Consider the following 13,713-nt stretch of genomic DNA (forward strand, 5'->3'; position numbering starts at 1 on the left):
GCCCCCTCTCGCCCATGTACGTACGGAAATATCCCCACCTCCGCACGGCGCTCTGCAACAAGATGACGGTGGTCGGGTGGCGCGACCCGATGCCATGGTGGACCCGGTTCACCGGGGCGACACGGCGTCCTGGCCCGCCCTGGCCGGACACTCCTCGTCCGGCCAGGGCTCCGCGGCCCCTGTCCGGATCGCGTGAGCTGCCGGAAATCGTCGAGTGATCGGTACGTTACGTACCGCACCTACCGTCGGGCCATGGCGGACATATTTGACGCGTACGCGTTGGCCGATGCGTGGGACGAGATGTTTGAGCGGCCGGGTGAAGTCAGGACCGCCTATGAGCCGGTACTGGCCGCCCTGCAGCCGATCGAACCGGGTGAACTGCGCTTCCGGGCCGACCAGATGGCCCGCGCGTTCACCGACCGTGGCGTGACCTACGCCTTCGCGGGCGAGGAGCGCCCCTGGCCGCTGGACCTGGTCCCCAGGATCCTCGACGCCCTCGAATGGGACCTCGTCCAACGGGGGGTCTCCCAACGGGTGAGGGCCCTGGAGGCCTACCTCTCCGACGCCTACGGGCCCTGCCGCGCCTTCGAGGACGGGGTCGTGCCCTGGCGTCTCCTGCTCAACTCACCCCATTTCCACCGGGCGGCACACGGGATCGAGCCACCCGGCGGCGTACGGATCCACGTCGCCGGCATCGATCTCGTACGGGACGAGGCCGGGGACTTCCGGGTCCTGGAGGACAACGTCCGCGTGCCGTCCGGGGTCTCGTACGTCATCGAGAACCGGCGCGCGATGACCAGGATCTTTCCGTCCCTCTTCGCCGAACAGCACGTCGTCCCCGTGGACGGCTACGCGCAGAGACTTCTGGCGGCCCTGCGCGCCGCCGCGCCCGACGGGGTCGGCGACCCGAGGGTCGTCGTCCTCACGCCCGGTCCCAGCAACGCCGCCTACTTCGAACACGCCCTGCTGGCCCGGCTGATGGGGGTGCAGCTGGTCGAGGGGCACGACCTCGCCTGCCGGAACAACCGTGTCTGGATGCGGACCACGCGGGGCGAGATGCCGGTGCATGTCGTATACCGACGGCTCGACGACGACTTCCTCGATCCGCTGCACTTCCGGCCCGATTCGGTGATCGGCTGCCCGGGCATTCTCAGCGCCGCCCAGGCGGGCACCGTCACGCTCGCCAACGCCGTGGGCAACGGCATCGCCGACGACAAACTCCTCTACACGTACGTACCCGATCTGATCCGGTACTACCTCGGCGAGGAGCCCGTTCTCCCGAACGTGGAGTCCTACCGTCCGGACGAACCGGGCCAGTTGGACGCCGTCCTCGACCAGATCGACCAGCTGGTGATCAAGCCGGTGGACGGGGCGGGCGGCCAGGGGATCGTCATCGGCCCCAAGGCCGACCGGGACACCCTGGAGCGCACCCGGGCGGCCGTCGCCGCCGACCCGCGTGGCTGGATCGCGCAGCGGCCCGTGGCGCTCTCCACCTCGCCCACCCTCGCGGGCGACCGGATGGCGCCCCGCCACATCGACCTGCGCCCGTTCGCCGTCAACGACGGCACGGACGTCTGGGTGCTGCCCGGCGGCCTCACCCGGGTCGCCCTCCAGGAGGGCAACCTCATCGTCAACTCCAGCCAGGGCGGCGGCTCCAAGGACACCTGGGTGCTGGCGGAGGGCCCCGCCGAGCTCCCCCAAGTTCTCGACTTCGCTCGAACAGGGGGGACCCCCATCGCCGAGGACCCCGACGCCGGCGGTACGGCGTTGGACGTGGTCCCGCGCCAGCTCGGACCCGACGGCGCCCGTGGCGTCGTACAGGAAGGGGCACAACAGCAGTGAACGACGTGATCCTCTCCCGCATAGCCGAGGCCCTGACCTGGACGGGCCGTTACGTCGAGCGGGCGGACGCCACCGGCCGCATCCTCGACGCCTACCTCCACCGCCTCCTCGAGGACCCCTGGCGCGACGAGGACGTGGCCTGCCGCTCCCTGTACGCCATCCTCGGCGTCGACGCGGGCGCCGAACGCGTCGACATGCAACAGGTCCTGGACCAGCTCGCCTTCGACGCCCGCTCCACCTGCTCCATCGAGGGCGCGCTCGGAGCCGCCCGCCTCAACGCCCGCAGCGCCCGCGAGGCCGTCTCCTCCGAGATGTGGGAGTGCCTCAACTCCACCTGGCACGCGCTGGCCGACCAGCGCCTCGCGGCCCGCCGTACGGGCCCGTACGCGTACCTGGAGCTGGTACGCCGCCGGGCCGCCCTCTTCTTCGGCCTCGCGGACTCCACGATGAGCCGCGACGACAGCTGGCGTTTCGTGGTGCTGGGCCGGAGCCTGGAGCGGGTGGACATGACCGTACGGCTCCTCTCCGTCCGCGTGCTGGACGCCGCCCACGCCCCCGACTGGCCGACACTGCTGAGCGCGAGCGGCGCGGACGAGGCGTATGCCCGGGTGTACGGCGGTTTCGGCGACACCCCGAGAGTGGCCGAATTCCTCCTCCTCGACCGGGACTTCCCCCGGTCCGCGCTGCACGCGCTCACCACCGCCGAGGAGTGCCTCGCCGCCCTCGGCCGCCCCCGTCAGGACCCGGCCCGCCGCCCGATAGGCCGCATGAGAACCCGCCTGGAATACCTGGACCTGGCGGCCCTGGAGGAACAGCTCCCCTTGCTCCTGCGTGACCTGCAACAAGCGTGCACGGCCTCGGCGGAGGCGGTGGCGGAGAGGTTCTTCCCGTACCAGGGGCCCGTCGAGTGGGCCCAGGAAGGAGCGTGAGCGCGATGAGCACTCCCGTGACACGCCGGCTGCGGATCCGGCACACCACCCGCGTCTCGTACGCGCAGGCCGCGGTCTCCTCCCACAACGAGGTCCGCATGACCCCCCTGACGCTCCCCGGCCAGACGACCCTGGACGCCAGGGTCACGGTCAACCCGACCACGCCCACCTGGTCGTACTGGGACTACTGGGGCACCCAGGTCACGGGCTTCGACCTGATAGAACCGCACGAGGACCTGACCATCACGGCGTCGAGCCTGGTGGAAACGGCGCCACCGGGCCCGCCGGCCCCCGCGCCGACCTGGGCGGAGGTCGCCAGAACGACGGCGAACTCCCGCCTCCTGGAGTACTCGTCCCCGACCGGCCGTACGACGGTGACGCGGGAGTTGGTGGAGCGGGCGAGGTTGGCGTCGACGGGCCTGGACCCCCACGAGACGGCGGTCGCGGTCTCGGCCATGGTCACCGACCAGGTCTCGTACCTCCCCGGCGCCACCGGCGTGAACACCGGCGCCATGGAGGCCTGGGAGCAGGGCGCGGGCGTCTGCCAGGACATCACCCACCTGACGGCGGCCCTCCTGCGCGGCCTGGGCCTGCCCACCCGCTATGTCTCCGGCTACCTCCACCCCGAACGTGATGCCGAACTCCACCGCCCCGTCGCCGGCCAGAGCCACGCCTGGATCGAGTACTGGGCCGGCGACTGGATCGGCTACGACCCCACCAACAGCACCCGGGCCGACGAGTCCCACGTCGTGGTCGGCCGCGGCCGCGACTACGACGACGTCACCCCGCACAAGGGGATCTACCGAGGCGTGGCCGGGGGCCCACCGGAGGTGACGGTGGAGTTCACGCGGGTGGCGTGAGGATGCCTTCGGTACCCCGGGGGTTCAGTCGCTGAGCTCCCGGGGGCCGTAGATCGCGTGCGGGGCGCCGCTGCCGAGCGCCCAGTACCGGTCGCCGTACGACCAGTGCCACCATTCGGTTGGGTAGTTGACGAGCCCGCCGGCGGTGAGTACGTCGCCGAGCAATCGCCGGTTGGCCCGCGCCCGCCGCCCGATCCCCTCCGCGTCCGTGTAACCAGTTCGAACCACACCCCCTTCGCGAACCGCCCGGCCCGATCGGCGGCCACGCCCCACAGGTCGGCGACCTCGGCGACCAGTGCGAGGCCTCGGCCCCGGCAGGCGGTGGTCTTTGTCTCGGGTGTGACCGGCGCGTCGTGGCTCTCGTCGTACACGCTGACCCGCAGCCGGGCCGGGCTGAGCTGGACGCGGAGCATGGTGGTGCCCTTGGTGTGCAGGTGGACGTTGGTGACGAGTTCCGAGGTGCACAAGGTCGCGGGCAGCACGAGGGGCTCGCGGTCGAGCGTGAGGAGTACGGCGCGTACGAAGTCCCGGCAGACCTTGGGGGCGGTGGCGTCGGCGGGGGCGAAGAGGCTGTAGTCGTAGGCGAGTTGAGCGGGGCGGTGGGGCCCTGCGGCAGCTTCCATGGAGGGATCAGCTCCTGACGTACGCCCACGATGGCATTGTCCGACTCCGGCTGGATGCCGGAATGAGGGTTACCACGTGCAACCCATTCGCCGGATTAGGTGGCCCTCACAGCCCAGGCGGGGCAGTCTGGCGCCAACCAGCAGGAAAGGGAAGCGCGTTGGCACTGCGCAGCAGCACCACCGAACGGCAACGGCGTCTCGGCGCAGAGTTGCGGAAGATGCGGGAGCAGGCGGGCTACTCCGTGACGGAGGGTGGTGCGTTCATCGGCATGGGCCGGGCGCATCTGGGCCACGTCGAAGCCGGCCGCACCGCGATTCCGGCGGACAAACTGCGCGCTCTCTGTCACGCTTACGGGTGCACACGGGAACCTTTGGTCGAGGCCCTGGTGGCGATGGGTGAGGACAGCGGCAAAGGCTGGTGGACCGAGTACCGCCGCACGTTCAGCCAGCCCATCCTGGATCTGGCGGAGCTCGAAGCGGCTGCCGACTCGCTCTTCTCATACGAGTCCCTCTTCATCCCGGGAATCCTGCAGACACCCGAGTACACCCGGTCCATCTTCCGCTCCAGCGAGCGGCCGCACGACGACCTGGAGAGGGCCGTCCAGTTCCGCATGGAGCGGCAACAGATCCTCAGACAGGCGGAGCCCCCGGCCCTGCACGCGGTGATCCACGAGGCCGCCCTGCACGTGCGGTTCGGCGGCGTGACCGTCATGCGCAGGCAGCTTCTGCATCTGATCCGCGTCGCGGAACTGCCGCACGTCACGATCCAGGTGTTGCCGTTCACTGCCGAAGGGCTGTCCGCCTTCAGCACTCCGTTCCTGCTCGCCGACTCCCACGGGTCGGCTCTGGAAACGGTCCTCGTCGAAAATCCGGCCGCAACGCTCTACGTCCACGAAGGCGAAGCCGTCCTGAAGTACCGGACCCGCTTCGACCGCCTTCGCACTGCGGCTCTACCGCCCCTGGACCCGGCCGTACCGGCGTCCACACATGAGTCCCGCGACTCCCTGGCACTGCTCCAGCACCTGCTCTACAACCTTCAGGAGGCTTGACCATGTCCGTACTCGCCTGGCAGAAGTCGTCGTTCAGCGAAGACCAAGCGAACTGCGTGTTCGTCGCCGTCGCCCCCGACGGAACGATCCGCCTACGCGAGAGCGACGACCCCGGCACCGTACTCACCACCACCCCCGACCAGCTCGCCGCACTCCTCCAGCACATCAAGCCGCGGCGGCCCAGCTCCTGAGCAGCGCCTCGCGGGCGGCTCGGAAGGGCGTCACGCCGCCGCCCTCCACGCTGCCCCACTCCAACAGCCGGCCCACATCCGCCGTACCTTGCGCGAACCGTTCCAGCAGTGCCACCGACAGTTCGTACTCGGATTGCACGTAGCCCCCGACGGGGGCGGTGTACACCGTGAGTTCAGCCTTCTCCTCGTCCGTCTGGACGTGGAGTTCGAAGGCGGACGGCGCGTCGCCCCCGCCCATCGACAGGTCGACGACGGTGTCCACCATGCTGCCCACCAGCCACCGTGTGCTCGAGCGCACCTTCGCGTAGTGGACGGTGACCGCACGCACGTCCGCCCAGGACCAGAAGCCCTTCTGGCCCGTACCCACGGCCTCCAGCCCCTCCCGGGTGAGCCGCACCCCGCGCCCGTACCCCTCGGGCTCGGCGCCCACATACACGCTCTCCTTGGTGATCCAGAACAGGCCGATCATGGCCACGGACGCCTCCAGCACGACGAGCACATCAAGTACGACAAACACGGTCGCCCTCTGAGACACCGGCGGGCCCGGATTGGTTCAGCCGGGACGTGAGAGTCAGGACTGTCGAACACACGTACAGGTGCCTGATGTTGCTCCTCGTGACGGAACTGGTGTTGCGCGCCCGCCGTACCACGGCCCTCTTCGAGCGGGACGCCGTCCTGTTGGACCGGAGAGGGAATCGACTGCGTATCCCCCTCGCCGCGATCGAGACCGTCCGTACAGGCGGAGGATCGAGGCGGCGCGTCATCGGGATCGTCCTGACCTCCGCCGGCGCCACCCCCGTCGTCCACACGCTGAGCCCACCGAGTACCACCGCCGCGACCGCGTTCGCCGACGCGGTCAACGCCGCGCTGCCCGTCCGGGACGCCGCCGAACCGCGTGCGGACAGGGCGACGTTGGTGACCACCGTGCCCGTGCCACCGCGGACGGAACGGAAGGACCGCTGGACGACATCCCGCGAGCGTAGGGTGCAATGGGCGTTCGGCGCGCTGTTCGCGCTCGGGACGGCTCTCGCCGCGGCCACCGGGGAGTGGACGCTCGTCCTCCTCTGGGTCACCTCCTACGCACCGTTCCTCGTCGGGTGCGCGCTCACGCACATCGTGTACCGGGCCACGGTGGACTGGTGGCTGCTGCGCCGCCGCGTCCTCGCCGTCTACAAGGACAGCGACTACGTCGGCGACGTACTCATCAAGACGTACTCGTTCGCCGACGTGGCAGGCTCGGAGCGGACGTTCAGCGGAAGCGGCCGACTCATGGGGACTGATCCGGAGCGGATCGAGGTGACCTACGACCCTTGCGCCCCGAAGCGGATGACCACGCGCGACGGGCCCGCCGTACGCACGCTCTCCGTCCTGGCGTATGTGCTCCTGGGCCTGCCCGTCACAGCGGCGACCGCCGCGTACCCACCCGTCTCCCTCATCATCCTGCTGTCCGCGCTCTAGGGCCCGTCCGGCGCCTTTCCCCCGTTGTCCTCGTCCTCGCCCTCCCGTAATCGCCGTAAGCGCGGCCGGTGCGGCATCAGGTCGCGAACGCGGGGCTCGCCCGCGCCCGCCACGGGCAGCCGTAACTCATCGGCCTTGTGGTGTTCCTGAGGGCCTTCGGCATAGCGGGAGCGCCGCTCGTCCTGGTGGTCGTGGTCCTCCGGCTGCCGCTCGGGGAAGCGGAGCAGTCGTGCCGGCGGCACGGGGAAGCCCTCGCTGTCCGGGTGCTGGCCGGGGCCGTTGGAGGGCTCGGGGCCGTCGGGCCGGTCGCCATCGGGGCGGTCGGGGGACGTCGCTCTGGCATGCTCGGTCCAGCCCGCGCGGAACCAGGCCAGTTGGTCCCGCTGCACCTCGTCATCGGTGAGGATGCGCACGCCGTCCGTACCGGCCCGCCGGATCTTCTCCCCCAGCTCGATCAGCAGGCCGCCCACGGTGTACGCCACGGCGTCCGGATCCGGTACGGAGGCCGGTCCGTCCGCTTCCTCCTCCGGTGGGCGTGGATCACGTGCGTGCGAGTCGTGTGAGTCGTGCGAACCACGCGCACGCGGGTCGCGCGCATGCGGGTCTCCCCCCTCGTGCCCGTGCCCCACCTGCACACCCTTCTTCACCGCTGCTCCGAATCCCCCTGCCGAAGCGTCACTCTCGTCTGCGTTCCTCCGGCAGGAACTGGCCGACCACCTTCACGAAAAGTTCTTGCAGCTCCGACGGAACCCCGAGCAGCCGTGCCGCCTCCGCCGGGCTGAGTGACGCAGCCGGGCCCCCGGCGGTTTCGCCGATCCGCGGGTCGAGCGGAAGATCGTCCTCCGACAGCCGACCGGACCGGATCAACATGTCCCGCAAGGGAACGGCCAGAACTGTCGCCAACCGGCGCATCGTCTCCAGGTCCGGCATGCTTTGCCGCTGCAACAGCCGACTGACCGCGGCCCGGTGGACCCCCGCGTCGTCGGCGAGCTTGGACTTGCCACCACCCCGCGGGCTGTCGATGTCGTAGCCACGCCTGCGCATCAGTCCTTCTATCCAGACCGCGAACTCCTCCAGGCCGTCGGCCCTGGGCGTTCGGCCACTGTCGGCGCGATGGCCCTGGTCGTTGTAGGCGTTGGCCCACGAGCTTGCACCCATGTGGTGGCTCTCCCCTCGTCGCGAGGGAAGAGTACCGAGCGCGCGCGCACCTCTGGGAGTGCGCGCTCGCACGCATTCGTAAAGTTCTGACATGCGCGGGCGCTCTCATTGCGGCATACGCGGCTGATACAGGCGCTGTCGACACCTCCCGGGCTGACCCCGGCCCCGACTTCGACCCTGATTCCGGTCGAGGGCGACTCCGGAGCGTAGTCACTTGCGCACGCGCTCGCACCATGCAACTCTGATCGCGCGTCCGCAACTGTCGAACATATGTTCCCATACCTGGGGAGGGGTTGCACGTGCCCAACCACTCGACCACACCCGCCACCACCGCGACCTGGCGCTTTCCCTCGACACGCGAAGAGCTGGACTGGCGCCGCGCCGCAGCCTGCACCGATCTTCCCGAACACTCCGTGTTCACCCGCATCCCCTCCGAGGCCGAGCCGGTATTGCGCGCCTGCAATCAGTGCCCGATCCGTCACGAATGCGAGGCGGTCGTCGACCCCGCCCACACCTGGTTCGACGGAGTGAGCGGGGGACGGCTGTGGCGCAACGGGCGCGAGGTGCCCCGTGGGATGTCGCAGGGCGCACCGGGGGGAGCCGCCCGATGAACCGCGAACTGCCCGGTGCCGTCTGGATCGCCTCGCTCGTCCGCCGCTTCCCCGACCTCGTCGACGAGTTGGCTCCCGCTGCCCACGGGGGGCTGCGGGAGCGCCGCGGGGGCGGGCCCGTCGCGGGGACGACACTGCCCGTACGGCTGCACATCTCGGACGCCGTACGGGACATCACCGACGGAGTGGTCGAACTGGAGGAGGCCGTACGGGAACGGCTCGGGCTGCGGGCCGTGCCGCCCGCCCCCGTCCCGGTGCGGCTGCGCCGGATCGCCGGCCTGCTGGAGCGCGTCGCCGCGGACTCCGTCCTCGCCGCGCATGTGGAGGACGAGACCCGGCGCATGGCCGCCCGTTGCGCACGGGCGCTCGGCGACCCCGAACAACTGGTACGGCTGCCGGGCCGCTGCCCCGCCTGCGACTCGGTCTCTCTCCGGGCCTTCCCGGAACGCGCCGAGGTGCGCTGCGTCAATCCCGTGTGCGGACAGGTACTCGTGCCGGAGGGATCATGAACTCCCCGCTGATCACCACCGAGTTGGCGGCGGACGAGGCCGGGGTCTCCACGGCCACGATCCGCAAATGGGTCCAGCGAGGCCACCTGCGCCCGGCGGACACCCGGGGCCGACGCCGGCTCTACCGCCTGGAGGACGTCTTCGCGGCGGAACGCGCGACGCACCGGGCGGGCGCCGACCGCTGACCTTCCGCACGCCCGAGGGCCCCGCCGCGCGATGCGGCGGGGCCCTTGTCGTCCACCCCGGTCGGCGGCGCGCGCTGCCGACCGGGCGCATGGCGCGTGGGTGCATGCCGACCATGCCGAGTGAATACCCCATGCGAATAGACCAGTTGCACGATCCGCGGGGTCGCGTCACACTCGATGCAGCGGCAGAGCTGCGCCCACCCTCAGCGGGGGCGACGGACCTGCCGCTTTGCGTTGCCCGGAAACGGGCCCCGCCCGGCACGAAGCCGGGCCCCGAAGGGAGCGTCCATGTGGCCATCCTGACCTTTCCCGACGCCGAGCAACTCGTCGTCGACTTCCTCAAGAACCGGGCCGAGCTGACCGGTGTCGTCGTCGACAGCCGGCCGCCCGCCGGGTTCGACGGCACCCAGAAGGTCGTCCTCGTCTCGCACATGGGCGGCGCCTGGGTCGACGACCAGCATCTCGACCAGCCGCTGCTCGACCTGGAGGTGTACGGCCCGGACAAGCCCACGGCGCACACCGTGGCGCTGTCCGCCCGTGCCTGTGTGCTGGAGCTGGCCGACACCGTGTACGGCTCCGCGGCCGTCGTCGACGTCTCCGAGGCCGACGGGCCGCGCTGGCTGCCCGACTACACCCGCTCGGCCGCCAACCGCTACCGCTCAACGATCCGGCTCCTGCTGCGCCTCGGCTGAGCCCGCCCCACCTCGAACCAGGGCCTCACGTCCCTTACGTACACAAGGAGTTCGCATGGCTACGAACAACGGTAAGGAAATCCGTGTCGCCGGTACCGGCCGGGTCCTCGTCGCCCCCGCCGGCACCACCGCGCCGGTCAAGTCCGACGACGCCTGGCCGACCGGCTGGGTGGAGCTGGGGTACACCTCCACCGACGGCATCAAGCTCAACAAGAAGGACAAGATCGACCCGGTCGACACCTGGCAGTCGGCGAGCCCGGCTCGCTTCATCTACTCCGACCGCGATCTGACCGTGAAGTTCCAGCTGCTCCAGATGAACAAGAGCACGCTCTCCTTCTTCATGGGCATCCCGGCCACCAACATCGCGCAGACCTCGGTCGGCGGCACCGCGGTCGTGGACACCTACGAGTTCCTGGTCCCGAGCACGCCGGCCAAGGACGAGCGGGCGCTCGGCATCGAGTTCACGGACGGAACGGACGCCGTGTACCGCTTCATCCTGCCGCGCGGCCAGGTCACCGAGACCGAGGAGATGGGCTTCACGCGGACCGGGTCGGTGAAGCTCGGCGTCACCTTCACCGCGCTGGAGGCGGAGACCGCCAACCGCGAACTGGCCAAGTGGATCATGAAGGACAAGGCGTACGCCGCCCTGTGACGGACCTTCCGATCCACCTTCCGTGACGGGCGCCCCGTAGGGCTCGTCACCCGGGGCGGCGGGCTCCCCCACCCGTCGCCCCGGCCCCCATCCACGTACATCTGACAAGGGAGATCCCCGATGGCCGGATTCAACGTCAACGCGGCCCGCGCCCAGCGCCTGGAGGCGCTCGGGCGCAGCTGGACCTTCGAACTCGACGACGACAGCTTCGAGCTGCCGACCGAGCTGACCCGTACGACCGCGCGCGAGCTGCGCGACCTCGACGACAACGACGTGGACGGGCTGCTGCAACTGCTGCTCGGGGAGCGGCAGTTCGCTCGCTTCGAGAAGCACGACGTCACGATGCAGGACATCGCGGCCATCCTGGAGGCCTACGGCAAGGAGACGGGGCTGGGCCTGGGGGAAGACTGAGCCTCGGCGAGCTCGTCGAAGAGCACGCCGAGGCCCTGGAGGCGGATCTGCTCCGCCACTACGGGGTCGACCTGCTGGACTGGCACCGCGGCCACCTCTCCTCGCGCCGGCTGTCGGTCCTGGTCCAGCATCTCCCGCGGGACAGCGCACTGCTGAAGGAACTCCACGGCGAAGCCGCCGAGTGGACGGCGACCGACTACCTGCTCGCGACCGTGATCGACCAACTCGCGGAGGCGAACTGGATGTTCGCGACCGTCAACCGTGACGACGACAGCGAACCACTGGACTTCCCGGAACCGATTCCCCGGCCGGGAAACGAGCCGACCGACACGGAGCACGGAGCATCGGGTGATACAGCCGGTGAAAAGGGCGCTCCAACGGCGGACCAGCTTGTCCAGTTCTTCCTCTGACCGAGGTCAGTAGCTCAGATAGAGCAGGAATCCCGCACCGAAGAGGGTCTGCAGAGCGATCAGCACCCACAGCGAGAACCAGGCCTCCGAACGCGCATCGAGCTCGCGCCGACTACGCGCCCTGCGCCACGGAGCGCTCGGGTCGTACACGATGGGCGCCTCTTCGTCGGGAGTTCCCCAGACGGTGCCGCTCAGCGGCGAGATGTAGATGATCTCCTCTCCGGATTCCGTAACGAATTCAAAACTCGTGGAATACCGGTCTTCAGAGACAGAGACATTTCTACATCGCCCCATCACCTCTATCCCGACTCTTTTCAGTCGTCGATTCACCCATAGGGGAATCACTCCGAACCAGAGCAGGAAGGGCAGCGGGAACAGAAACAAACAGAGGAAGACCCAGGCCAGCGCATCCATTCGGCAATGATGGCATGCGTCACCATCGGCCACAAGTGCCTTCTGCAGCTTGGAGATTGACGTGGCAGGAACACCGGCAAACAACAACGACAGCGTCTGGTATTTCTGGACGAAGGACGAAGCGGACAAATTCAAGCACAAGCTGAACGGCCTGAGCACCTCGGTGGACGTCCTGAAGGTGGCAGCCGGATTTGCCGCGGTCGGATTCACCCCGCTCAAGATCGATGCCTCCGCGTTCAAGATGGACGAGAAGGGCATCGTCATCGGCGGAGTCCAGAAGTGGACCTGGCCGTACGCGCGGGACGAGAAGGCCAAGCTCGAGGCTCAGGACAAGAAGCTGCTCAGGTTGAGCGAGCGCGCGGAAGCGGCCGGCCGCAGGGCCAAGAACGCCGCGGACACCGCACAGCGACTCCTGTCGAGGACGAGCGGCAACGCCAACTGGGCGACCGAGGCGGAACGCCGGCGCGCCGTCGATGTGGAGAAGGAAGCGACGAAGGCCCTCAAGAAGGCGACCGACGCCTATACGAAGGTCAAGCAAATGGTCGACAAGGCGGAAGAGAAGACGGAACAAGTGAAGACCCAGCGGGCAACCATCAAACGCTCGATGGACGGCATGGGTGCGGACCTGGAACGAGTGCGGACCAAGTTGGATTCCATGGCTTCGGTGGCGGCCTGACCCACTCCGACAAGAATCTAGATCAGTAAGGGATTCTCGTGACCGTTCAAAGCTCTTTCAAAAAGGCCGCAGAAAGCATCCGCGCTTTTCGCAACGAGCTGGTCCTGACCGGTTCCGGCACGGACAAGACCAGTTCCGCGCTCGGCAAGCTGCGTACCGGTGCGAACAACGGCGGTACCGCCATGGGAAAGCTCAAGGGTGGGCTGGGTGATGTCGGCGGTTCCCTCGACAAATCCAAATCCGCCACCGACAAGTTCAAGACCTCACTCGACAAGCTCAAGTCCTCCGCCGACAAGACCAAGGCCGCCCTCAAGGACGTGAAGAACCAGGCCGACGCGGTCGAGAAGTCCGTGGGGAAGGCAGGGAAGAACGCCGACAAGGGCGGGAAGTCCATGGGCGGCCTGGGGAAGGGACTCAAGGGGGCGTCCACCGCGCAGAAGGGGCTCAACCTCGCGATGCGTGCCAACCCGTTCGGGCTGGTCATGACGCTGCTCACCCCGCTCATCACGCAGTTCGTCAACATGGACAAGGTCACCGCCCTCGTCCGCAAGGGCCTCACGGCCGCCTGGAGTCACATCAAGTCCTCCTCGCAGTCCGCCGCGAAGATCCTCGGGCCGCTGTTCAAGGGCGTGGTGAACGGGTTCCTGACCCCGACCCGGATGCTGGTGCGCGGGCTCAACGTCCTCATCGGCGGCCTGAATCACGTGAAGTTCAAGGTCCCTGACTGGGTGCCCGTCATCGGCGGCAAGGGCTTCGCCTTCGATCTGTCCCCCATCCCGGTGCCGCAGCTCGCCCAGGGCGGCATCGTGCGCGCCCGCACCGGCGGCACCCTCGCCCTCGTCGGCGAGGGCGGCGAGCCCGAGGCGGTCATCCCGCTGTCCCGGCTGGAGCGGATGCTCGGCTCCGGCGGCGGCCTGCGCCGGCTCGCCGCCGCCGTCGAGGCGCTCGCCGACCGGCCCGTCCAGATCGACGTGGACTCCCAGACCATCGCACGCGCCGTCCAGCTCGGGCAGCGCAAGCTCGCTCGGAGGTGAGGCAGGGAC

The 13,713-nt window shown here is 69.1% G+C and carries 19 protein-coding genes and 1 pseudogene; 15 read left to right on the forward strand and 5 right to left on the reverse strand.

The annotated features are described in order from the left end of the window. The first annotated feature begins 252 nt into the window (after positions 1 to 252). Genes KVT44_RS44550 through KVT44_RS44560 form a run of 3 tightly spaced genes read left to right on the forward strand, consistent with a single transcriptional unit; the run spans position 253 to position 3,631 of the window. Positions 253 to 1,842 carry a circularly permuted type 2 ATP-grasp protein gene (locus KVT44_RS44550; RefSeq protein WP_190171323.1) on the forward strand — a complete coding sequence of 530 codons (1,590 nt, stop codon included), beginning with the start codon at positions 253 to 255 and terminating at the stop codon, positions 1,840 to 1,842. Further along, entirely contained in the window at positions 1,839 to 2,771 is a 933-nt protein-coding gene (locus tag KVT44_RS44555; protein ID WP_075033050.1) for an alpha-E domain-containing protein, read from the forward strand. The genes KVT44_RS44550 and KVT44_RS44555 overlap by 4 nt, the downstream gene beginning before the upstream one ends. 5 nt (positions 2,772 to 2,776) lie before the next feature. Then, entirely contained in the window at positions 2,777 to 3,631 is an 855-nt protein-coding gene (locus tag KVT44_RS44560) for a transglutaminase family protein (RefSeq protein WP_254650743.1), read from the forward strand. A gap of 24 nt (positions 3,632 to 3,655) precedes the next feature. Here KVT44_RS44560 and KVT44_RS58990 read toward each other — a convergent pair. Next, positions 3,656 to 3,844 (reverse strand): annotated as a pseudogene (locus KVT44_RS58990) (M15 family metallopeptidase); the annotation flags it as partial. A gap of 568 nt (positions 3,845 to 4,412) precedes the next feature. On the opposite strand from KVT44_RS58990, the gene KVT44_RS44570 reads away from it, so the two are divergent. Continuing rightward, positions 4,413 to 5,303 carry a helix-turn-helix transcriptional regulator gene (locus KVT44_RS44570; protein WP_099921480.1) on the forward strand — a complete coding sequence of 297 codons (891 nt, stop codon included), beginning with the start codon at positions 4,413 to 4,415 and terminating at the stop codon, positions 5,301 to 5,303. A gap of 2 nt (positions 5,304 to 5,305) precedes the next feature. Then, positions 5,306 to 5,494 carry a DUF397 domain-containing protein gene (locus KVT44_RS44575; RefSeq protein ID WP_217573751.1) on the forward strand — a complete coding sequence of 63 codons (189 nt, stop codon included), beginning with the start codon at positions 5,306 to 5,308 and terminating at the stop codon, positions 5,492 to 5,494. Here KVT44_RS44575 and KVT44_RS44580 read toward each other — a convergent pair. Beyond that, positions 5,469 to 6,011: a hypothetical protein gene (locus KVT44_RS44580; protein ID WP_308314280.1), complete on the reverse strand. Its 543-nt coding sequence runs from the start codon at positions 6,009 to 6,011 to the stop codon at positions 5,469 to 5,471. The genes KVT44_RS44575 and KVT44_RS44580 overlap by 26 nt on opposite strands. A gap of 86 nt (positions 6,012 to 6,097) precedes the next feature. On the opposite strand from KVT44_RS44580, the gene KVT44_RS44585 reads away from it, so the two are divergent. Continuing rightward, positions 6,098 to 6,952: a hypothetical protein gene (locus tag KVT44_RS44585; protein ID WP_217573753.1), complete on the forward strand. Its 855-nt coding sequence runs from the start codon at positions 6,098 to 6,100 to the stop codon at positions 6,950 to 6,952. Here KVT44_RS44585 and KVT44_RS44590 read toward each other — a convergent pair. Next, positions 6,949 to 7,434 (reverse strand): hypothetical protein, encoded by a 486-nt coding sequence (locus KVT44_RS44590; protein WP_217573755.1) that lies wholly within the window; start codon positions 7,432 to 7,434, stop codon positions 6,949 to 6,951. The two genes, KVT44_RS44585 and KVT44_RS44590, sit on opposite strands and share 4 nt — an antisense overlap. 193 nt (positions 7,435 to 7,627) lie before the next feature. Continuing rightward, positions 7,628 to 7,996, reverse strand: a complete 369-nt coding sequence (locus KVT44_RS44595; protein WP_254650757.1) for a helix-turn-helix domain-containing protein — start codon at positions 7,994 to 7,996, stop codon at positions 7,628 to 7,630. 413 nt (positions 7,997 to 8,409) lie between these two features. Between KVT44_RS44595 and KVT44_RS44600 the strand changes: the two genes are divergently transcribed. From KVT44_RS44600 to KVT44_RS44630, 7 genes are all read left to right on the forward strand, one after another. Continuing rightward, positions 8,410 to 8,721, forward strand: a complete 312-nt coding sequence (locus KVT44_RS44600) for a hypothetical protein (protein WP_308314281.1) — start codon at positions 8,410 to 8,412, stop codon at positions 8,719 to 8,721. Continuing rightward, positions 8,718 to 9,230 carry a hypothetical protein gene (locus tag KVT44_RS44605; RefSeq protein ID WP_099921486.1) on the forward strand — a complete coding sequence of 171 codons (513 nt, stop codon included), beginning with the start codon at positions 8,718 to 8,720 and terminating at the stop codon, positions 9,228 to 9,230. Before KVT44_RS44600 ends, KVT44_RS44605 begins: the two co-directional genes overlap by 4 nt. Continuing rightward, positions 9,227 to 9,415 carry a MerR family DNA-binding transcriptional regulator gene (locus KVT44_RS44610; RefSeq protein WP_095853479.1) on the forward strand — a complete coding sequence of 63 codons (189 nt, stop codon included), beginning with the start codon at positions 9,227 to 9,229 and terminating at the stop codon, positions 9,413 to 9,415. Before KVT44_RS44605 ends, KVT44_RS44610 begins: the two co-directional genes overlap by 4 nt. Before the next feature lie 290 nt (positions 9,416 to 9,705). Next, a complete protein-coding gene (locus tag KVT44_RS44615; RefSeq protein ID WP_121415501.1) occupies positions 9,706 to 10,107 on the forward strand; it encodes a hypothetical protein in 402 nt (133 codons plus the stop codon). A gap of 55 nt (positions 10,108 to 10,162) precedes the next feature. After that, positions 10,163 to 10,759, forward strand: coding sequence for a phage tail protein (locus tag KVT44_RS44620; RefSeq protein WP_217573757.1), 597 nt, complete (start codon positions 10,163 to 10,165; stop codon positions 10,757 to 10,759). A 120-nt stretch (positions 10,760 to 10,879) separates the two neighbouring features. Next, on the forward strand, positions 10,880 to 11,170 hold the full coding sequence (locus KVT44_RS44625) for a hypothetical protein (RefSeq protein ID WP_217573759.1): 291 nt from the start codon (positions 10,880 to 10,882) through the stop codon (positions 11,168 to 11,170). 47 nt (positions 11,171 to 11,217) lie between these two features. After that, a complete protein-coding gene (locus tag KVT44_RS44630; protein WP_217573798.1) occupies positions 11,218 to 11,580 on the forward strand; it encodes a hypothetical protein in 363 nt (120 codons plus the stop codon). A 6-nt stretch (positions 11,581 to 11,586) separates the two neighbouring features. Here KVT44_RS44630 and KVT44_RS44635 read toward each other — a convergent pair whose 3' ends face one another. Then, complete coding sequence (locus KVT44_RS44635; protein ID WP_217573761.1) at positions 11,587 to 11,994, reverse strand: hypothetical protein; 408 nt, start codon at positions 11,992 to 11,994, stop codon at positions 11,587 to 11,589. Between the two features lie 49 nt (positions 11,995 to 12,043). Between KVT44_RS44635 and KVT44_RS44640 the strand changes: the two genes are divergently transcribed. After that, a complete protein-coding gene (locus KVT44_RS44640; protein ID WP_217573762.1) occupies positions 12,044 to 12,670 on the forward strand; it encodes a hypothetical protein in 627 nt (208 codons plus the stop codon). Between the two features lie 38 nt (positions 12,671 to 12,708). Beyond that, on the forward strand, positions 12,709 to 13,704 hold the full coding sequence (locus KVT44_RS44645) for a hypothetical protein (protein ID WP_217573765.1): 996 nt from the start codon (positions 12,709 to 12,711) through the stop codon (positions 13,702 to 13,704). The last annotated feature ends 9 nt before the right edge of the window (positions 13,705 to 13,713 follow it).

This window comes from Streptomyces sp. GbtcB7 (genome assembly GCF_019091445.1).
Lineage (GTDB): Bacteria > Actinomycetota > Actinomycetes > Streptomycetales > Streptomycetaceae > Streptomyces > Streptomyces mirabilis.

Coding starts and splice junctions, on each gene's coding strand:
- KVT44_RS44550 (WP_190171323.1), top strand. CDS start 253: ATGGCGGACATATTTGACGCGTACGCGTTGGCCGATGCGTGGGACGAG.
- KVT44_RS44560 (WP_254650743.1), top strand. CDS start 2,777: ATGAGCACTCCCGTGACACGCCGGCTGCGGATCCGGCACACCACCCGC.
- KVT44_RS44575 (WP_217573751.1), top strand. CDS start 5,306: ATGTCCGTACTCGCCTGGCAGAAGTCGTCGTTCAGCGAAGACCAAGCG.
- KVT44_RS44585 (WP_217573753.1), top strand. CDS start 6,098: ATGTTGCTCCTCGTGACGGAACTGGTGTTGCGCGCCCGCCGTACCACG.
- KVT44_RS44595 (WP_254650757.1), bottom strand. CDS start 7,996: ATGCGCAGGCGTGGCTACGACATCGACAGCCCGCGGGGTGGTGGCAAG.
- KVT44_RS44605 (WP_099921486.1), top strand. CDS start 8,718: ATGAACCGCGAACTGCCCGGTGCCGTCTGGATCGCCTCGCTCGTCCGC.
- KVT44_RS44610 (WP_095853479.1), top strand. CDS start 9,227: ATGAACTCCCCGCTGATCACCACCGAGTTGGCGGCGGACGAGGCCGGG.
- KVT44_RS44620 (WP_217573757.1), top strand. CDS start 10,163: ATGGCTACGAACAACGGTAAGGAAATCCGTGTCGCCGGTACCGGCCGG.
- KVT44_RS44625 (WP_217573759.1), top strand. CDS start 10,880: ATGGCCGGATTCAACGTCAACGCGGCCCGCGCCCAGCGCCTGGAGGCG.
- KVT44_RS44635 (WP_217573761.1), bottom strand. CDS start 11,994: ATGGATGCGCTGGCCTGGGTCTTCCTCTGTTTGTTTCTGTTCCCGCTG.